This is a genomic window from Pseudomonas sp. 4CAES_32.4, from assembly GCF_058136335.1.
Window position 1 is genome coordinate 6,131,741 of the sequence record NZ_CM176882.1, and the last position, 17,472, is coordinate 6,149,212.

Sequence of the window (17,472 nt, forward strand, 5' to 3'; positions counted from 1 at the left end):
AAGAGTCTGTCGAAAGGGAGGCCTGGAAAAGAGCCTAGCAGGTGAAGCAGACCAGGCTAGTCGACAGATGTTTCAAATTGGCAGGTGCAGGAGATGGGTGGTGCTTTTGATGGCCCCTTCGCCAGCAGGGCTGGCTCCCACATTGGAATGCATTTCAAATGTGGGAGCCAGCCCTGCTGGCGATAGCGGTCTGTCAGGCGACGAAGATCAAGCGCCCGGAACGAAGTGCTTCTGCGCCGTGCCGCGAGCGATCAGGCGGGAGATGTAGTCGAGCTTCTGCGCGTCCTGGTCGACAAAGCGGAAGGTCAGTTGCAGCCAGTCGCTGTCGGCTTTCTGCTCATGCGCGACGATGGCGTGCAGGTAGCCGTTGAGACGGGCGATTTCGGCGTTGTCGCCCTGCTCCAGATCGAGCACGGCGCTGTCGAGGATCTGCGGCAGGGTCTCGGTGCGTTTGATCACCAGCAGCGCTTCCTTGATGCTCAGGGCCTTGATCACGCATTGCTGGGTACCGCTCGGCAGACGCAATTGACCCTGACCACGACCACCGGCCGGCGCTTTCGACGCGGCTGGGGCCTGAACCGGTGGGCTGTTGAGCAAACCACGGGACGGCGCAGCGGCTGGCGCAGGTGCGGCAGCGGCGGGTTTGGCAAACGGGTTCACCGCCGCAGCAGGGGCGCCACCCACGACGGCGGGCTTGCCACCCGTCAACGCGCTGAGGGAATCGTTGCCGAACGCCGAGTTCATTTTGGTCGGCGCGCTGTTCATCAGGGTGTCGAGCTTGCCGACCTTGTTCAGCGCCTGCTTGACCTTGGTCAGCAGTTGCTCGTTGGTGAACGGCTTGCTGACGTAGCCGGAAACGCCGGCCTGAATCGCCTGTACGACGTTTTCCTTGTCGCCACGGCTGGTCACCATGACGAATGGCATGGTCTTGAGATTGTCTTGCTCGCGGCACCAGGTCAGCAGTTCAAGACCGGACATTTCCGGCATTTCCCAATCGCACAGGACCAGGTCGAACGCCTCTCTGGCCAGCATGGCCTGGGCCTTTTTGCCGTTGATGGCATCCTCGGTGCGGATCCCCGGGAAGTAATTACGCAGGCACTTTTTAACCAGGTCACGAATGAACGAAGCATCGTCCACGACCAACACACTGATCTTGCTCATCCAACACCCCTATTAAAATCCCGGCAAGCATAACGCTGGCTGATGGCACATTGCCAAAACTCTTCAGTCACGCCGGGACTTTTCGTTCGCGGGTGCTGCTTTTTAATTCGATCTGCCTTGTGAAAAGCAGAAACAAAAACGCCCGGCCAAAGGGCCGGGCGCTTTTCTCAGGCAATCTTACTTATCGTCAGCATCGCCCGGAACATTAGCGGTTTCGCCGCTTGTGCCTTCAACTTCTTCTTTCATGCGCTTGAGGCCCATGTGGCGCACGTCGGTGCCGCGCACCAGATAGATGACCAATTCGGAAATGTTGCGCGCGTGGTCACCAATCCGCTCCAGCGAACGCAGCACCCAGATGATGCTCAAGACGCGCGAGATAGAGCGCGGATCTTCCATCATGTAGGTCGCCAGTTCACGCAGCGCGGTCTTGTACTCGCGGTCGATGATCTTGTCGTACTGCGCCACCGACAACGCCAGGTCGGCGTCGAAACGGGCAAACGCGTCCAGCGCATCGCGAACCATGTTGCGCACCTGGTCGCCAATGTGACGAACCTCGACGTAACCGCGCGGAGCCTCGCCTTCTTCGCACAGCTGAATGGCGCGGCGGGCGATCTTGGTCGCTTCGTCGCCAATACGCTCCAGGTCGATCACCGACTTGGAGATGCTGATGATCAGGCGCAGGTCGGACGCTGCGGGCTGACGACGGGCGAGAATGCGCAGGCATTCTTCGTCGATGTTGCGTTCCATCTGGTTGATCTGGTCGTCGATCTCACGCACCTGCTGAGCCAGGCCGGAGTCGGCCTCGATCAGCGCGGTCACCGCGTCGTTGACCTGCTTCTCCACCAGTCCGCCCATGGCCAGGAGGTGGCTGCGCACTTCCTCAAGCTCGGCGTTGAACTGCGCAGAGATGTGATGAGTGAGGCCTTCTTTGGAAATCATGCATTCGCTCCGAAAAAGCGTTTAACCAAGAGCTGCAAGCTACACGCTGCAAGCTGAAATTTGTCTTTACGCTGAACCGCTTTGACTTGCCGCTCATAGCTTGAAGCTCGCGGCTGCTTCAATCAGCCATAACGACCGGTGATGTAGTCTTCGGTCTGCTTCTTCGCCGGATTGGTGAACAGGGTATCGGTGTCGCCGAATTCCACCAGTTTGCCCATGTACATGAACGCCGTGTAGTCGGACACCCGCGCGGCCTGCTGCATGTTGTGCGTAACGATGACGATGGTGAACTTGGACTTCAACTCGTAGATCAGCTCTTCGACTTTCAGCGTCGAGATCGGGTCGAGGGCCGAGCACGGTTCGTCGAGCAGCAGCACTTCCGGCTCAACCGCGATGGTGCGAGCGATGACCAGACGCTGTTGCTGACCACCGGACAGGCCGAGAGCCGACTCATGCAGGCGATCTTTGACTTCGTCCCACAGCGCCGCACCTTTCAACGCCCACTCGACCGCTTCGTCGAGGATGCGCTTCTTGTTGATGCCCTGGATGCGCAGGCCGTAAACGACGTTTTCGTAGATGGTCTTCGGGAACGGGTTGGGCTTCTGGAACACCATGCCGACACGACGACGCAGTTCGGCGACGTCTTCGCCCTTGCGATAGATGTTGTTGCCGTACAGGTTGATCGCGCCTTCGACGCGGCAGCCGTCAACCAGGTCGTTCATGCGGTTGAAAGTGCGCAGCAGCGTGGACTTACCGCAACCGGACGGGCCGATGAAGGCGGTCACGCGCTGTTTCGGGATGTTCATGCTGACGTCGAACAGCGCTTGTTTCTCGCCGTAGTACAGGCTCAGGCCCGGTACTTCGATGGCCACGGTTTCCTGCTCGAGATTCAGGCTCTGCTTGTCGCGGCCCAGGGCGGACATGTTGATGCCGTGGGTATGTGTTTCGTGCTGCATGGGAGGCTCCCTGTGCTAACAAAATTCGGTTTGTTGAACCGCTGGCCAAACCAACGGGTAACGCAAATTCAGTTTTCGTCGCGGTCCCTGTGGGAGCTGGCTTGCCAGCGATGGCATCACTGCGGTGTAACTGAAACACCGCGTCGTCTGCATCGCTGGCAAGCCAGCTCCCACTGGATTTGTGTTAACTGTCCAAAGCTTTGTATTTTTCACGCAGGTGGTTGCGGATATACACCGCCGACAGGTTCAACGTGGCGATCACCAGCACCAGCAACAGCGCCGTGGCGTACACCAGCGGGCGGGCCGCTTCGACGTTCGGGCTCTGGAAGCCGACGTCATAAATGTGGAAGCCCAAGTGCATGATCTTCTGGTCCAGGTGCAGGTACGGGTAGTTGCCGTCCACCGGCAGCGACGGCGCCAGTTTCACCACACCCACCAGCATCAGCGGCGCTACTTCACCGGCGGCGCGAGCCACGGCGAGGATCATGCCGGTCATCATCGCCGGGCTGGCCATCGGGATGACAATCTTCCACAAGGTTTCAGCCTTGGTCGCGCCGAGGGCCAACGAGCCTTCACGCACCGTACGCGGGATACGCGCCAGACCTTCCTCGGTCGCCACAATCACCACCGGCACCGCCAGCAGCGCCAGGGTCAGCGACGCCCAGAGCAGACCCGGTGTACCGAAAGTTGGTGCCGGCAGCGCTTCCGGGAAGAACAGACGATCGACCGAACCACCGAGCACGTAAACGAAGAAACCCAGACCGAACACGCCGTAAACGATCGCCGGCACGCCAGCGAGGTTGTTCACCGCGATACGGATGATCCGCGTCAGGGTGTTCTGTTTGGCGTATTCACGCAGGTACACCGCCGCCAGCACGCCGAACGGGGTGACGATCATCGCCATGATCAACGTCATCATCACGGTGCCGAAGATCGCCGGGAAAATCCCGCCTTCGGTGTTCGCTTCACGCGGGTCATCCGAAAGGAATTCCCAGATCTTGCCGAAGTAGAAACCAACTTTGGTGAAGGTGCTCATCGCGTTCGGCTGGTAGGCGTGAACGACTTTGCCCAGACCGATTTCGATCTCTTTGCCGTTGGCATCGCGAGCGGTCAGCGCGTCGCGGTTGAACTGCGCATGCAGATCGGCCAGACGTGCTTCGATGTCCTGATAACGCGCGTTCAGCTCGGCGCGCTCGGATTCCATGTCCGCTTGCGCAGTGGCGTCGAGCTTGCCTTCCAGTTCCAGCTTGCGACTGTGCAGACGGATGCGCTCCAGGCCTGCGTTGATCGCACCGATGTCAGTCTTTTCCAGCGACTTCAGTTGTGCCGCCAAACCGTTCACACGGTTGATCCGCGCCTGCAGCTCAGGCCAGGCAGCTTCGCCCTCGGCGATGACTTTGCCGTCCTGTTTGACGTTGACCAGGTAGCCGTAGAAGTTGCCCCACTCGCGACGCTCGATCGCCATCAATTCTGGCGGCGTGGTCTGGTTGGTCAGCCACTCGCCGACGATCCAGGTGAAGTCGTTGCCGTTCAAATCGCGGTTGCCGACCTTGATCAGCTCGCGGGTCATGAATTCCGGGCCGACGTCAGGCACCGGCAAACCGGCGCTCTTCAGACGGGCACGGGGCACTTCTTCCTTCTGTACCACTTCACCGATGACCAGGTGATTGGCCTGACCCGGTACGTCGTAGTTGGCGTGGACCAGGTCCGCCGGCCAGAAGTGACCCAGACCGCGCACGGCAATCACGGCCAGCAGGCCAATGGTCATGATGACCGCGATGGACACCGCGCCACCGCTGATCCAGACGCCCGGGGCGCCGCTCTTGAACCATCCTTTCAGGGAGTTCTGTTTCACAGACTTCTACCTTTGCTTAAAGCGACGAGTATTTCTTGCGCAGACGCTGACGAATCAGTTCTGCCAGGGTGTTCATGACGAAGGTGAACAACAGCAGCACCAGCGCCGAGAGGAACAGCACGCGGTAGTGGCTGCCGCCGACTTCCGACTCGGGCATCTCCACCGCGACGTTGGCGGCCAGGGTGCGCAGGCCTTCGAACAGGTTCATTTCCATGACCGGGGTGTTACCGGTGGCCATCAGCACGATCATGGTTTCGCCGACCGCACGGCCCATGCCGATCATCAGCGCCGAGAAGATCCCCGGGCTGGCAGTCAGGATGACCACCCGAGTCATGGTCTGCCACGGTGTGGCACCGAGCGCCAGCGAGCCGAGGGTCAGGCCACGCGGCACGCTGAACACTGCGTCTTCAGCGATCGAGTAGATGTTCGGGATGACCGCGAAGCCCATAGCCAGACCGACCACCAGTGCGTTGCGCTGGTCGTAGGTGATGCCCAGGTCGTGGGAGATCCACATGCGCATGTCGCCGCCGAAGAACCAGTTCTCCATGAACGGGCTCATGTACAGCGACAGCCAGCCCACGAACAGAATCACCGGAATCAGCAGCGCACTTTCCCAACCGTCCGGGACTTTCAGGCGGATCGATTCAGGCAGACGGCTGAAGGTGAAACCGGCGACCAGAATGCCGATCGGCAATAACATCAGCAGGCTGAAAATGCCCGGCAAATGCCCTTCTACATAAGGTGCGAGGAACAGGCCGGCGAAGAAACCGAGGATCACCGTCGGCATCGCTTCCATCAGCTCGATCACCGGTTTGACCTTGCGGCGCATGCCCGGGGCCATGAAATACGCGGTGTAGATCGCAGCGGCGACAGCCAGTGGCGCGGCCAGCAGCATCGCGTAGAAGGCGGCTTTCAGGGTGCCGAAGGTCAGCGGCGAGAGGCTCAGTTTCGGTTCGAAATCGGTGTTGGCCGCAGTCGATTGCCAGACGTATTTAGGCTCGTCGTAGTTCTCGTACCAGACCTTGCTCCACAGCGCGCTCCAGGAAACTTCCGGGTGCGGGTTGTCGAGCAGCAGCGGTTGCAGCTTGCCGCCGGCTTCGACGATCACACGGTTGGCGCGTGGCGACAGACCGAACAGGCCCTGGCCTTCAACAACCTGATCGACCAGCAAGGTGCGGTGCGCGGTGCTGTGGAACACGCCGAGCTTGCCGCTGGCATCCAGCGCGAGGAAGCCTTTGCGACGTTCTTCAGCGGTGATTTCAACGATTGGCGCGGTGCCCATCTGGAAGGTGCGGATCTGCTTCAGACGCTGCTCGCCATCGGTGTCGCGGGCCATGAACCACTGGGCCAGACCACCCTTGGAGTCACCGACGATCAGCGAGATACCGCCGACCAGTTGCGTGGTGGCAGTGACTTCGGCGTCAGCGTTTTCCAGCAGTTTGTAGCGACCATTGAGGCTCTTGTCGCGCAGGCTGAACACATCGGCCTGGGCACGACCGTTGACCACGTACAGCCACTGCTGACGCGGGTCGACGAAGATGTTTTTTACCGACTCGGTCATCTGCGGCAGATCGATACGCTTCTGCTCGTTGGTGACTTCGCCGGTCATCATGTTTTCTTCGCTGGTCAGCGACAGCACATTGAGTTGCGAACCGGTCGAACCCACCAGCATCAACGTGGTGTCGGTGGCGTTCAGGCTGACGTGTTCCAGCGCACCGCCGGCTTCGTTAAGCGCGATCGGCGCCTCGCCATACGGATACTCAATGGCCGGGCTGATGGTTTTCTTGCCATCGGGGTAGCTGACTTTATAGGTGTGACGGAACACCAGCGCCTGACCGTTGGACAGGCCCACGGCCACCAGTGGTTGGCCCGGCTGGTCTTCACCAATCGAGGTCACGGTTGTACCGGCAGGCACCGGCAGATCGACGCGCTTCAGTTCAGCGCCACTGTCGATGTCAAAGAACAATGCCTGGCCCTTGTCGGAAACGCGCATCGCCACCTGATTCTGCTCTTCGAGCGAAATCATCAGCGGCTTGCCGGCGTCCTGCATCCAGGCTGGGGTGATCGAGTCTTTCGCGGTCAGGTCGGCGCCCTGGAACAGCGGCGCAACCACGTAGGCGAGGAAGAAGAAGATCAAGGTGATGGCTGCCAGCACCGCGAGACCGCCAACGAGGACGTACCAGCGGGTGAAGCGATCCTTGAGCGCGCGAATACGGCGCTTGCGTTGCAACTCAGGCGTATTGAAATCAATGCGCTTGGGAGGATTAGTAGTCATGTGGGAATTGGCCAGATCATTCATGCGCTCACCCTAGCGATCCTGTATGACAGAAAGATGACAATGCAGTGACGCAGCAAATCCACCGCCAGCAGGGCTGGCAGAGGATCAAAAATTTGAGGTGTGGAAAAGGCCGGCCTGCAAGCAGATCCGGCCTTTTACCTGAGTCCGGCGGGGTTCACCCCGGACTCAATTTGTTACTTCTTTGCGACTTCAGCGCCGCCTTCTTGCAGACCCAGGTCAGCCAGTGCTTTTGCAGCAACCTTGGCTGGCAGTGGGATGTAGCCGTCTTTCACCACAACTTCCTGGCCCTGTTTCGACAGCACCAGTTTCACGAACTCAGCTTCCAGCGGAGCCAGAGGCTTGTTCGGAGCTTTGTTGACGTAAACGTAGAGGAAGCGCGACAGCGGGTACTTGCCGTTCAGGGCGTTTTCTTCGGTGTCTTCGATGAAGTCAGTGCCGCCCTTCTTGGCCAGAGCCACGGTTTTCACGCTAGCGGTCTTGTAACCGATGCCCGAGTAACCGATGCCGTTCAGCGAGGAGCTGATCGACTGCACAACCGACGCCGAACCTGGTTGTTCGTTGACGTTTGGCTTGTAGTCGCCTTTGCACAGGGCTTCTTCTTTGAAGTAGCCGTAGGTGCCGGATACCGAGTTACGACCAAACAGCTGAACCGGCTTGTTGGCCAGGTCACCGGTCACGCCCAGGTCGCCCCAGGTTTTAACGTCGGCTTTGGCGCCGCACAGACGGGTCGACGAGAAGATCGCATCAACCTGTTCCATGGTCAGGTGCTGGATCGGGTTGTCCTTGTGCACGAACACCGCCAGGGCGTCCACGGCAACCGGGATAGCGGTTGGCTTGTAGCCGTACTTCTGCTCGAAAGCAGCCAGTTCGGTGTCCTTCATCTTGCGGCTCATCGGGCCCAGGTTGGAGGTGCCTTCAGTCAGCGCAGGTGGCGCAGTGGCGGAGCCAGCGGCCTGAATCTGGATGTTTACGTTCGGGTATTCTTTTTTGTAGTTCTCAGCCCAGAGGGTCATGAGGTTGGCCAGGGTATCGGAGCCGACGCTGGACAGGTTGCCCGACACACCAGTGGTCTTGGTGTAGCTCGGGATAGCAGGGTCAACAGCGGCAACCGCGTTGGCAGTCGCAACGCCAGCAGCGACAAAAGTCATTGCCGCCATCAAACGCTTCAGTTTCATGCCTTACTCCTAGCAGATAGGGTGTGTTAAGTCGGGGCCAAGTATCAGCAGGCCGTGTGAACACTCTATGGCTGAAATATGACAATTGGATGAAAGGCCAGCATGTCGCGACAGATCGTTCCCACGCTCTGCGTGGGAACGCCGCCATGGACGCTCTGCGTCCGCATTTGAGAGGTGACGCGGAGCGTCACAGGATGCATTCCCACGCGGAGCGTGGGAACGATCAGGCGAAAGAGAAAATCAGCGCCCCTTCTTCCAAAGCCACGCCCCCACCAGAATTCCCATCGCGCACAGCACCGCCACATAGTAGGCAGGCCCCATCGCGCTTTCTTTCAGCAACAGGCTGACCACCATCGGCGTCAGGCCACCGAAGATCGCGTACGCCACGTTGTACGAGAACGACAGCCCGCTAAACCGCACCACCGGCGGGAACGCCTTAACCATCACATACGGCACCGCACCGATGGTGCCGACCAGAAAACCGGTTAACGCGTACAGCGGGAACAGCCAGTTCGGGTGATCGGCGAGGCTGTGATAGAAGGTCCAAGAGCTGATGAGCAAGCCCAGGCAACCGAACACAAACACGCGCCCGGCGCCAAAGCGATCCGCCAGTGCGCCGGAGATGATGCAGCCGATGCTCAGGAACACGATCGCCAGACTGTTCGACTGCAGCGACTCCGTCGGCGTGAAGTGATAGACCGTTTGCAGCACGGTCGGCGTCATCAGGATGACCACGACGATGCCAGCGGAAAGCAGCCAGGTCAGCAGCATCGAGATCGCAATCGCCCCGCGATGATCACGCAGCACGGCGCGCAGCGGGACTTCTTCAGCCAAGGCTTTACGCAGTTGCAGCTCGGCGAACACCGGGGTCTCGTGCAGCCAGCGGCGCAGGTAGACCGAGAACAGACCGAACACACCACCGAGCAGGAACGGGATCCGCCAGGCGTAATCGGAAACTTCGGCAGGCGTATAAATGCTGTTGATCGCGGTGGCGACCAGCGAACCGAGCAGAATGCCGGCGGTCAGGCCACTGGTGAGGGTGCCGCAGGCGTAACCCATATGCTTTTGCGGGACGTGTTCGGAAACGAAGACCCACGCACCCGGCACTTCCCCGCCAATCGCTGCGCCCTGGATGACGCGCATCAGTAGCAGCAGGATCGGCGCCCACATGCCGATCTGCGCGTACGTTGGTAGCAGGCCCATGATCAGGGTCGGCACGGCCATCATGAAAATGCTCAGGGTGAACATCTTCTTGCGCCCCAGCAGATCGCCGAAGTGCGCCATGACGATGCCGCCCAACGGCCGCGCAAGATAGCCGGCGGCAAAGATGCCGAAGGTCTGCATCAGGCGCAGCCACTCGGGCATGTCGGCCGGGAAGAACAACTTGCCGACCACGGTAGCGAAGAAGACGAAGATGATGAAATCGTAGAATTCCAGCGCGCCGCCAAGGGCGGACAGCGACAGAGTCTTGTAGTCATTGCGGGTCAACGGTCGTGCGGGTTGCTCGGGCTGCGCGAGGCTCGAAGGCGCTGTGGTCATGGCAAGGGCTTCTCTTATAGTCGGATCTGCCGCCACAACAACGCTGGCGGTGGCTTGGGCAGGTTCGGCACCATAGCAAATTGTTCGAAAAAGCACATAGAGGCGCGTATTTGACGGTCGAAATGAGAACCGGATGGTCGTCGCGGAGTCTACCGACCGATATACTCGCAACCTGCTCCGGTTTGTAGGGGGTTGCTGTGCGAAAACGTCGTTGGCCCGGCCTTTGCTCGGGATTAGCCGGTTTCGCAGAGTTTCTCCTTTAGTTGCCTTATGGAAAACGTGACGAACGTAGTATGTTCGGTGCTGAATCGTTTTTCCTGAAGACGGCTACCACCAGCAATACCAACAAGAGTCACGGGTCAGAGGCACCCCCGGCATGATAGAGCTCGAACAAGAAGATCCGATCCCGCAAGGCGACCTGGCCCTGCAAATCACCGCACTCCCACGCGAAACCAACGGCTTTGGCGATATTTTCGGCGGCTGGCTGGTGGCGCAGATGGATTTGGCCGGCACCGCAATGGCCAGCCGCGTGGCCGGTGGCCGTGTCGCGACCGTGGCCATCGACCGCATGGCGTTCCTCGTCCCTGTCGCTGTCGGCGCGCAATTGTCCTTTTATACCCAGACCCTGGAAATCGGCCGCAGCTCGATCCAGATGATGGTCGAAGTGTGGAGCGACGATCCGCTGTCCAGCGAGTGGCGTAAAGTGACCGAAGCGGTTTTTGTCTTCGTCGCCATCGACGGCAGCGGCCGCACTCGCTCGGTTCCGCCACGCGCGCGTTAAACCTCGCGGCCGTTTTGCGGTCGATAATCGTCCCAAGTGTCTGATCGAGAGCTGTCCCATGAACACGCCCAACGTTGAAGCAGTGAAACTGGACGAACTGAACTGCTGGCGCATCCGCCACGGTCAGGCCGAAGTGCTGGTGGCCCAGCAAGGCGCGCACATCCTCAGTTATCAGATCGATGGCCAGCCGCCGATCATCTGGCTCAACGACAAGGCCGATTTCAAGACAGGCAAGAGCATCCGCGCCGGCGTGCCGGTGTGCTGGCCGTGGTTCGGCAAGTTCGAACGCAACCCGCAGAGCGTGCAGGCCATGTACACCGGTGAGCAACCGGCACCCGCGCACGGTCTGGTGCGGGCGATGGATTGGGAGCTGGGCGGCATCGAATCAGAGGCTGACGGCATCAAGGTCGAGTTCAAACTGCCCTACCCCGAAGGTGGCTTGCCGGGCTGGCCGCATCAGGTCGATCTGACCCTGACCCTTCATTTGTCCGAGCAACTGAGCTTCAGCCTGACCAGCCATAACCGTGGCAGTTACACCGTCAGCCTGAGCCAGGCACTGCACACCTATTTCGCGGTCAGTGATGTGCGTAATGTGCACGTCGATGGCGTGGATGGCTTGAATTACATCGAGACGCTCGATGACTGGAAAACCAACAGTCAGCAAGGTGATCTGCAGTTTGCCGGTGAGACTGACCGCATCTACCTCGACGCTCCGCCGCAGCTGAGCATTGTCGATCCGGCGTGGGAGCGGCGCATCGTGCTGACCGCCACCGGCTCGCGCACGGCGGTGATCTGGAATCCGTGGATTGACCGCGCCGCTGCATTGGCCGACATGGACAACGATGGCTGGCAACGCATGCTGTGCATCGAGACGGCGAACGTGATGGATGACGTGGTCAATCTCGCACCGGGTGCTAGCCACACCATGGGCGTCAGTGTCGCCAGCAAACCGCTCTAAGCAACACCGCAAAACCAATTGTAGGAGTGAGCCTGCTCGCGATAGCGGTTTGTCAGATCCATTAAATTGGCTGACACGACGCTATCGCGAGCAGGCTCACTCCTACAGTAGTTTTGTGGCGGCCATTAGAGATCAGATTCCTGCACCACCCGCACTTTGTCCGCTTCCAGCGCATACGCCGCATCAGCCAGATCATTGCTGACCTTCTCGACCTTCAGCGTGCCGGTCACCCACAGCGGCGTGTAAATATCATCCAGCTTCAAACCCTTCGGATAACGCACCAGCACCAGTTGATTCGGCGGCGGTGGCGGTACGTGGATGCACGCGCCCGGATACGGTACGAGGAAGAACAGCGTGCTGCGGCCCTTGGCGTCGGACTCCAGCGGCACTGGATAACCACCAATGCGAATGTGCTTGTCGTTCATCGATGCCACGGTTTTGGTCGAATACATCACCGCTGGCAGACCTTTGGCCTGCTTCATCCCGCCCTTCTCGGTGAAGGTGCCGGTGGCTTCCGGGGAGTTGTGGTCGATTTCAGGCATGGCCTCGAGGGCCTTTTGATCCGACTTGGGCATCAGTTCGAGCCAGTCGGTTTCCGGCAGTTCGCCGGCGTGGGCCAAACCGCTGCCCAGGAAAAGGAGAGTCAACAGAAGACGGCGCATGAAGGTGCTCGGTATAAAAAGGAAGGAACATTGAATCGCCGAGCATTCTAGCCCTCCCGACCACTTTGGCAGAGAGGGCTTTGTCGCTTTGGATCAGTTCTTTTTGATCAGGCCGTAGATCACCAGCAACACGATTGCGCCAACCAGTGCGCCGATGAAACCTGCGCCCTCGCCCGCGTGATAGATGCCCAGAGCTTGGCCGCCGTAAGTGGCCGCCAGCGAACCGCCGATACCGAGCAGGATGGTCATGATCCAGCCCATGCTGTCATCGCCCGGTTTCAGGAACCGAGCCAGCAGGCCGACGATCAAGCCGATAAAGATGGTTCCGATAATTCCCATGGCATTTCCCTCTGAATAGTAGATATGCGAAAGCCTAGTCAGACTTTGGCATCCTGCCATGAGAGAACGGCGGCCCCTGAATGGTTCCGCCGCTGCCACATGAAACTGTTTTACTCGGCGATCAGCGCTTCGACCTTGACGATCTGCGCCTGCAGCGTGGCCATGTCGGCGCAGCGCAGGTTGGCGTGGCCGACCTTGCGCCCGGCCTTGAAGGCTTTGCCGTAGTGATGCAGATGGCAATCTTCGATGGCGATGACCTTCTCAACCGGCGGCACAACGCCGATGAAGTTGAGCATCGCGCTCTCGCCGACCTTGGCCGTCGAACCCAGCGGCAGGCCGGCAACGGCGCGCAGATGGTTTTCGAACTGGCTGCACTCGGCGCCTTCGGTGGTCCAGTGCCCGGAGTTGTGTACGCGCGGGGCGATTTCGTTGGCTTTCAAGCCACCGTCGACTTCAAAGAACTCGAACGCCATCACGCCGACATAGTCGAGCTGCTTGAGCACACGGCTCGAGTAGTCTTCGGCCAACGCCTGCAACGGGTGATCGGTGCTGGCCACCGACAGCTTGAGAATGCCGCTGTCGTGGGTGTTGTGCACCAGCGGATAGAACTTGGTTTCACCATCGCGAGCACGCACGGCGATCAGCGAGACTTCACCGGTGAACGGCACAAAGCCTTCCAGCAGGCAGGACACGCTGCCCAGTTCGGCGAAGGTATCGACAACGTCTTCCGGTTTGCGCAGGACTTTCTGGCCCTTGCCGTCGTAACCCAAGGTGCGGGTTTTCAGCACGGCCGGCAGACCGATCGAAGCCACGGCAGCATCCAGATCGGCTTGCGATTGAATGTCGGCGAAGGCCGGAGTCGGGATGCCCAGATCCTTGAACATGCTCTTTTCGAACCAGCGGTCGCGAGCGATGCGCAGGGCTTCGGCGCTCGGATAGACCGGGACGAATTGCGACAGGAATGCCACGGTTTCGGCCGGGACGCTTTCGAATTCGAAGGTCACCAGATCGACTTCATCGGCGAGTTGGCGCAGATGATCCTGATCGCCGTAATCGGCCCGCAGGTGTTCGCCGAGCGCGGCCGCACAGGCGTCCGGCGCAGGGTCGAGGAAAGCGAAGTTCATGCCCAGCGGAGTGCCCGCCAAGGCCAACATGCGACCCAACTGGCCGCCACCGATTACACCGATCTTCATCTCAACAACCTCAGGCAATACGTGGATCTGGATTGTCCAGGACGCTGTCTGTCTGCTCGGCACGGAAGGTTTTCAGTACCGCATGGAACTGTGGATGCTTGGCGCCGAGGATGCTCGCCGAGAGCAGCGCGGCGTTGATCGCGCCGGTCTTGCCGATGGCCAGGGTGGCGACCGGAATGCCGGCGGGCATCTGCACGATCGACAGCAGCGAGTCGACGCCCGAGAGCATGGCCGACTGCACCGGCACGCCCAGCACCGGCAGGTGGGTCTTGGCCGCACACATGCCTGGCAAGTGGGCTGCGCCACCGGCACCGGCGATAATCACCTCGATGCCGCGGCTTTCAGCCTCTTCGGCGTACTGGAACAGCAGATCCGGGGTGCGGTGGGCAGAAACCACCTTGACCTCGTACGGGATGCCGAGCTTTTCCAGCATATCGGCGGTGTGGCTAAGGGTGGACCAATCGGACTTGGAGCCCATGATCACGCCAACCAGTGCACTCATCGTCGCGCCTCTTCTCTCTGGAGCGCCCGCAGGCGCGTCATAAAACAACAAGCCACGCAGGTTGCGTGGCTTGATTGTACGAAAAATGGCCGGACGTGCCGGCCGAAGGCCGCGCAGTATACCGCAAAGAAAGCAATAAACAGCCCCCCGCGCGACCATCTGTCATCTGCTGCAAATGCCCGGTTTTATTGACTTGAAGGTCAGCGCAGAGACACCCCCCGATCCCTGTGGGAGCTGGCTTGCCAGCGATGGCGTTGCATCAGTAAAAAGAGAGGGTGACTGACCCTCCGCAATCGCTGGCAAGCCAGCTCCCACAGGGTTTTTCATCAACCTCAGGTTCCGGTTGTACCTTGTGCAGCACCACCTTCGAGCTTGCGCCACAACAGACGCACGTTGGCCTTGCGCACCAGCGCGCAGCGGTAGAGGCGAATCTCCAGCGGCACATGCCATTGCGGGCCACCGCACACCACCAGCTCGCCGCGAGCCAGCTCGGCGCGCACACTCAACTGCGGCACCCAGGCAATGCCGAGGCCTTCCAGCGCCATGCTCTTCAGGCTGTCGGCCATCGCGGTTTCGTAAATAGTGGTGAAGCGCAACTGACGCTGGCGCAGCAAGCCATTCACCGAACGCCCAAGAAATGCGCCTGCGCTATACGCCAGCAACGGCACACTCGCCTCGCCTTCCAGATCGAACAGCGGCTTGCCCTCGGCATCCGCCGCGCACACCGGCAGCATCTCGGTCTGACCCAAATGCAACGACGGGAAAATCTCCGGGTCCATCTGCATCGCCGCGTCCGGGTCATAGAACGCCAGCATCAGGTCGCAGCCGCCTTCACGCAGTGCATGCACCGCATCGCCGACGTTGGTTGCGACCAAGCGGGTGGCGATGTTCAATCCTTCATTACGCAACTGCGCGATCCAGCGGGGGAAGAAACCCAGTGCCAGCGAGTGAGCGGCAGCGACTTGCATCACTTCGCCCTGCCCGCCTTCCAGATGATGCAAATGACGCAGCACTTCACCGAGCTGTTCGACCACGGTGCGCGCGGTGACCAGAAACAGTTGCCCCGCCGCGGTCAGTTCGATCGGCGTGCGTGAGCGATTGACCAAGGTCAGCCCCAATGCGGCTTCCAGACTGCGGATCCGCCGACTGAAGGCAGGCTGAGTCACGAAGCGCCGTTCGGCAGCCTGCGAGAAGCTGCGGGTGGCGGCCAGAGCACTGAAGTCCTCGAGCCATTTGCTTTCCAGATTCATCACGTCCTCCCGGACACGCACCAAAACAGGTCACACGTCTGCCGCACACGCGGCGTCACACGGGCATTATGCCGAATGTGCATAGGGCAGTGCTTAACAGCATTGGCCCAAAATTTCCCACAAGCCTAGCATTCGCAGCGTTCCGGCATAGACCGGGTCCATATCGAGATGATTTCTATCATGTCCTCCGCTGCATCTTTCCGCACAGAAAACGACCTGCTTGGCGCCCTCGAAGTACCGGCTCAAGCGTATTACGGCATCCAGACCCTGCGAGCGGTGAATAACTTCCGTCTCTCCGGCGTTCCGATTTCGCATTACCCGAAACTGGTTGTCGGCCTGGCAATGGTCAAACAGGCCGCTGCTGACGCCAACCGCGAGTTGGGTCACCTGAGCGAAGCCAAGCACGCTGCCATCAGCGAAGCCTGTGCCCGATTGATCCGCGGTGATTTCCACGAAGAGTTCGTGGTCGACATGATTCAAGGTGGCGCGGGTACTTCCACCAACATGAACGCCAACGAAGTGATCGCCAACATTGCGCTCGAAGCAATGGGTCACCAGAAAGGCGAGTACCAGTTCCTGCACCCGAACGACGACGTCAACATGGCGCAGTCGACCAACGACGCTTACCCAACGGCAATCCGCCTGGGTCTGCTGCTCGGCCACGACACCCTGCTGGCCAGCCTCGACAGCCTGATTCAGGCGTTCGCGGCCAAGGGCAAAGAATTCGATCACGTCCTGAAAATGGGCCGTACCCAGCTGCAAGACGCCGTGCCGATGACCCTCGGCCAGGAATTCCGTGCATTCGCCACCACCATGGGCGAAGACCTGGCCCGTCTGAAGACGCTGGCCCCGGAACTGCTGACTGAAGTGAACCTGGGCGGCACCGCGATCGGTACCGGCATCAACGCCGACCCGCGTTATCAAGCGCTGGCTGTTCAGCGTCTGGCCCTGATCAGCGGTCAACCGCTGGTTCCAGCCGCCGACCTGATCGAAGCGACTTCCGACATGGGCGCCTTCGTGCTGTTCTCCGGCATGCTCAAGCGCACTGCGGTCAAGCTGTCGAAGATCTGCAACGACCTGCGCCTGCTGTCCAGCGGCCCACGTACCGGCATCAACGAAATCAACCTGCCAGCGCGTCAGCCAGGCAGCTCGATCATGCCCGGCAAGGTCAACCCGGTAATCCCGGAAGCCGTTAACCAGGTGGCATTCCAGGTGATCGGTAACGACCTGGCGCTGACCATGGCAGCCGAAGGCGGCCAACTGCAGCTGAACGTGATGGAGCCGCTGATCGCCTTCAAGATCTTCGACTCGATCCGCCTGCTGCAACGCGCCATGGACATGCTGCGCGAGCACTGCATCGTCGGCATCACCGCCAACGAAGCGCGCTGCCGTGAGCTGGTCGAGCACTCGATCGGTCTGGTCACCGCACTGAACCCGTACATCGGCTACAAAAACGCCACCCGTATCGCCGGCCTCGCCCTTGAAAGCGGCCGCGGCGTACTGGAACTGGTGCGCGAAGAAGGTCTGCTCGACGAAGCCATGCTCGCCGACATCCTGCGCCCGGAAAACATGATTGCTCCGCGTCTGGTTCCGCTGAAAGCCTGAACTGACACGTTACTTGTAGCACCGCTCACCAGGTCGAGGGACTAGACACCTCTCACCTTTTGAGGGCTTGGGGATTTAGTCCCCAGGCCCTTTTTTTTAACTGTTTGAAAGGACAAACGTCTTCTGTAGGAGTGAGCCTGCTCGCGATGAACGATGACGCGGTAGACCTGTTAAACCGCAGCGCCTGCATCGCGAGCAGGCTCACTCCTACAAAAGCCCGGCGCCGGTAACGTCGGGTGTTTCAAAGCCTCGTTTCGT

At 60.1% G+C, this 17,472-nt stretch carries 15 protein-coding genes; 3 read left to right on the forward strand and 12 right to left on the reverse strand.

Going from position 1 to position 17,472, the window contains the following annotated elements; all coding sequences use genetic code 11:
• Positions 1 to 207 precede the first annotated feature (207 nt).
• The 7 genes from AC3Y64_RS27765 to AC3Y64_RS27795 all read right to left on the reverse strand — a co-directional run bounded on the left by AC3Y64_RS27765 (position 208) and on the right by AC3Y64_RS27795 (position 9,924).
• Positions 208 to 1,161 (reverse strand): response regulator, encoded by a 954-nt coding sequence (locus tag AC3Y64_RS27765; RefSeq protein WP_489985911.1) that lies wholly within the window; start codon positions 1,159 to 1,161, stop codon positions 208 to 210.
• 177 nt (positions 1,162 to 1,338) lie between these two features.
• Positions 1,339 to 2,100, reverse strand: a complete 762-nt coding sequence (gene phoU / locus AC3Y64_RS27770) for a phosphate signaling complex protein PhoU (RefSeq protein ID WP_007954334.1) — start codon at positions 2,098 to 2,100, stop codon at positions 1,339 to 1,341.
• A 122-nt stretch (positions 2,101 to 2,222) separates the two neighbouring features.
• Positions 2,223 to 3,056, reverse strand: a complete 834-nt coding sequence (pstB, locus tag AC3Y64_RS27775; protein ID WP_042561817.1) for a phosphate ABC transporter ATP-binding protein PstB — start codon at positions 3,054 to 3,056, stop codon at positions 2,223 to 2,225.
• A gap of 184 nt (positions 3,057 to 3,240) precedes the next feature.
• A complete protein-coding gene (gene pstA / locus AC3Y64_RS27780) occupies positions 3,241 to 4,911 on the reverse strand; it encodes a phosphate ABC transporter permease PstA (RefSeq protein ID WP_489985912.1) in 1,671 nt (556 codons plus the stop codon).
• Positions 4,912 to 4,927: 16 nt separating this feature from the next.
• Positions 4,928 to 6,961: an ABC transporter permease subunit gene (locus AC3Y64_RS27785; RefSeq protein ID WP_463558843.1), complete on the reverse strand. Its 2,034-nt coding sequence runs from the start codon at positions 6,959 to 6,961 to the stop codon at positions 4,928 to 4,930.
• Between the two features lie 422 nt (positions 6,962 to 7,383).
• Positions 7,384 to 8,385: a phosphate ABC transporter substrate-binding protein PstS gene (locus AC3Y64_RS27790; RefSeq protein ID WP_123454734.1), complete on the reverse strand. Its 1,002-nt coding sequence runs from the start codon at positions 8,383 to 8,385 to the stop codon at positions 7,384 to 7,386.
• Positions 8,386 to 8,625: 240 nt separating this feature from the next.
• Complete coding sequence (locus AC3Y64_RS27795; protein ID WP_007920239.1) at positions 8,626 to 9,924, reverse strand: MFS transporter; 1,299 nt, start codon at positions 9,922 to 9,924, stop codon at positions 8,626 to 8,628.
• Between the two features lie 376 nt (positions 9,925 to 10,300).
• Here AC3Y64_RS27795 and AC3Y64_RS27800 point away from each other — a divergent pair, with 376 nt between their 5' ends.
• Both AC3Y64_RS27800 and AC3Y64_RS27805 read left to right on the forward strand, forming a co-directional pair.
• Positions 10,301 to 10,705, forward strand: coding sequence for an acyl-CoA thioesterase (locus AC3Y64_RS27800; protein ID WP_003229628.1), 405 nt, complete (start codon positions 10,301 to 10,303; stop codon positions 10,703 to 10,705).
• 58 nt (positions 10,706 to 10,763) lie between these two features.
• Positions 10,764 to 11,663 carry a D-hexose-6-phosphate mutarotase gene (locus tag AC3Y64_RS27805; protein ID WP_489985913.1) on the forward strand — a complete coding sequence of 300 codons (900 nt, stop codon included), beginning with the start codon at positions 10,764 to 10,766 and terminating at the stop codon, positions 11,661 to 11,663.
• 125 nt (positions 11,664 to 11,788) lie between these two features.
• Here AC3Y64_RS27805 and AC3Y64_RS27810 read toward each other — a convergent pair whose 3' ends face one another.
• The 5 genes from AC3Y64_RS27810 to AC3Y64_RS27830 all read right to left on the reverse strand — a co-directional run bounded on the left by AC3Y64_RS27810 (position 11,789) and on the right by AC3Y64_RS27830 (position 15,609).
• Positions 11,789 to 12,325 (reverse strand): DUF3299 domain-containing protein, encoded by a 537-nt coding sequence (locus AC3Y64_RS27810; RefSeq protein WP_007920225.1) that lies wholly within the window; start codon positions 12,323 to 12,325, stop codon positions 11,789 to 11,791.
• A 93-nt stretch (positions 12,326 to 12,418) separates the two neighbouring features.
• A complete protein-coding gene (locus tag AC3Y64_RS27815) occupies positions 12,419 to 12,664 on the reverse strand; it encodes a GlsB/YeaQ/YmgE family stress response membrane protein (protein WP_007920223.1) in 246 nt (81 codons plus the stop codon).
• Positions 12,665 to 12,774: 110 nt separating this feature from the next.
• Complete coding sequence (locus tag AC3Y64_RS27820) at positions 12,775 to 13,857, reverse strand: 5-(carboxyamino)imidazole ribonucleotide synthase (RefSeq protein ID WP_489985914.1); 1,083 nt, start codon at positions 13,855 to 13,857, stop codon at positions 12,775 to 12,777.
• A gap of 10 nt (positions 13,858 to 13,867) precedes the next feature.
• Positions 13,868 to 14,359, reverse strand: coding sequence for a 5-(carboxyamino)imidazole ribonucleotide mutase (gene purE, locus AC3Y64_RS27825; RefSeq protein WP_489985915.1), 492 nt, complete (start codon positions 14,357 to 14,359; stop codon positions 13,868 to 13,870).
• Between the two features lie 332 nt (positions 14,360 to 14,691).
• Complete coding sequence (locus AC3Y64_RS27830; protein ID WP_158958423.1) at positions 14,692 to 15,609, reverse strand: LysR substrate-binding domain-containing protein; 918 nt, start codon at positions 15,607 to 15,609, stop codon at positions 14,692 to 14,694.
• A 180-nt stretch (positions 15,610 to 15,789) separates the two neighbouring features.
• Between AC3Y64_RS27830 and aspA the strand changes: the two genes are divergently transcribed.
• Positions 15,790 to 17,214, forward strand: coding sequence for an aspartate ammonia-lyase (gene aspA / locus AC3Y64_RS27835; protein WP_122592899.1), 1,425 nt, complete (start codon positions 15,790 to 15,792; stop codon positions 17,212 to 17,214).
• The last annotated feature ends 258 nt before the right edge of the window (positions 17,215 to 17,472 follow it).

Coding starts and splice junctions, on each gene's coding strand:
- AC3Y64_RS27765 (WP_489985911.1), bottom strand. CDS start 1,161: ATGAGCAAGATCAGTGTGTTGGTCGTGGACGATGCTTCGTTCATTCGT.
- phoU (WP_007954334.1), bottom strand. CDS start 2,100: ATGATTTCCAAAGAAGGCCTCACTCATCACATCTCTGCGCAGTTCAAC.
- pstB (WP_042561817.1), bottom strand. CDS start 3,056: ATGCAGCACGAAACACATACCCACGGCATCAACATGTCCGCCCTGGGC.
- AC3Y64_RS27785 (WP_463558843.1), bottom strand. CDS start 6,961: ATGCAGGACGCCGGCAAGCCGCTGATGATTTCGCTCGAAGAGCAGAAT.
- AC3Y64_RS27790 (WP_123454734.1), bottom strand. CDS start 8,385: ATGAAACTGAAGCGTTTGATGGCGGCAATGACTTTTGTCGCTGCTGGC.
- AC3Y64_RS27795 (WP_007920239.1), bottom strand. CDS start 9,924: ATGACCACAGCGCCTTCGAGCCTCGCGCAGCCCGAGCAACCCGCACGA.
- AC3Y64_RS27800 (WP_003229628.1), top strand. CDS start 10,301: ATGATAGAGCTCGAACAAGAAGATCCGATCCCGCAAGGCGACCTGGCC.
- AC3Y64_RS27805 (WP_489985913.1), top strand. CDS start 10,764: ATGAACACGCCCAACGTTGAAGCAGTGAAACTGGACGAACTGAACTGC.
- AC3Y64_RS27810 (WP_007920225.1), bottom strand. CDS start 12,325: ATGCGCCGTCTTCTGTTGACTCTCCTTTTCCTGGGCAGCGGTTTGGCC.
- AC3Y64_RS27815 (WP_007920223.1), bottom strand. CDS start 12,664: ATGGGAATTATCGGAACCATCTTTATCGGCTTGATCGTCGGCCTGCTG.
- AC3Y64_RS27820 (WP_489985914.1), bottom strand. CDS start 13,857: ATGAAGATCGGTGTAATCGGTGGCGGCCAGTTGGGTCGCATGTTGGCC.
- purE (WP_489985915.1), bottom strand. CDS start 14,359: ATGAGTGCACTGGTTGGCGTGATCATGGGCTCCAAGTCCGATTGGTCC.
- AC3Y64_RS27830 (WP_158958423.1), bottom strand. CDS start 15,609: ATGAATCTGGAAAGCAAATGGCTCGAGGACTTCAGTGCTCTGGCCGCC.
- aspA (WP_122592899.1), top strand. CDS start 15,790: ATGTCCTCCGCTGCATCTTTCCGCACAGAAAACGACCTGCTTGGCGCC.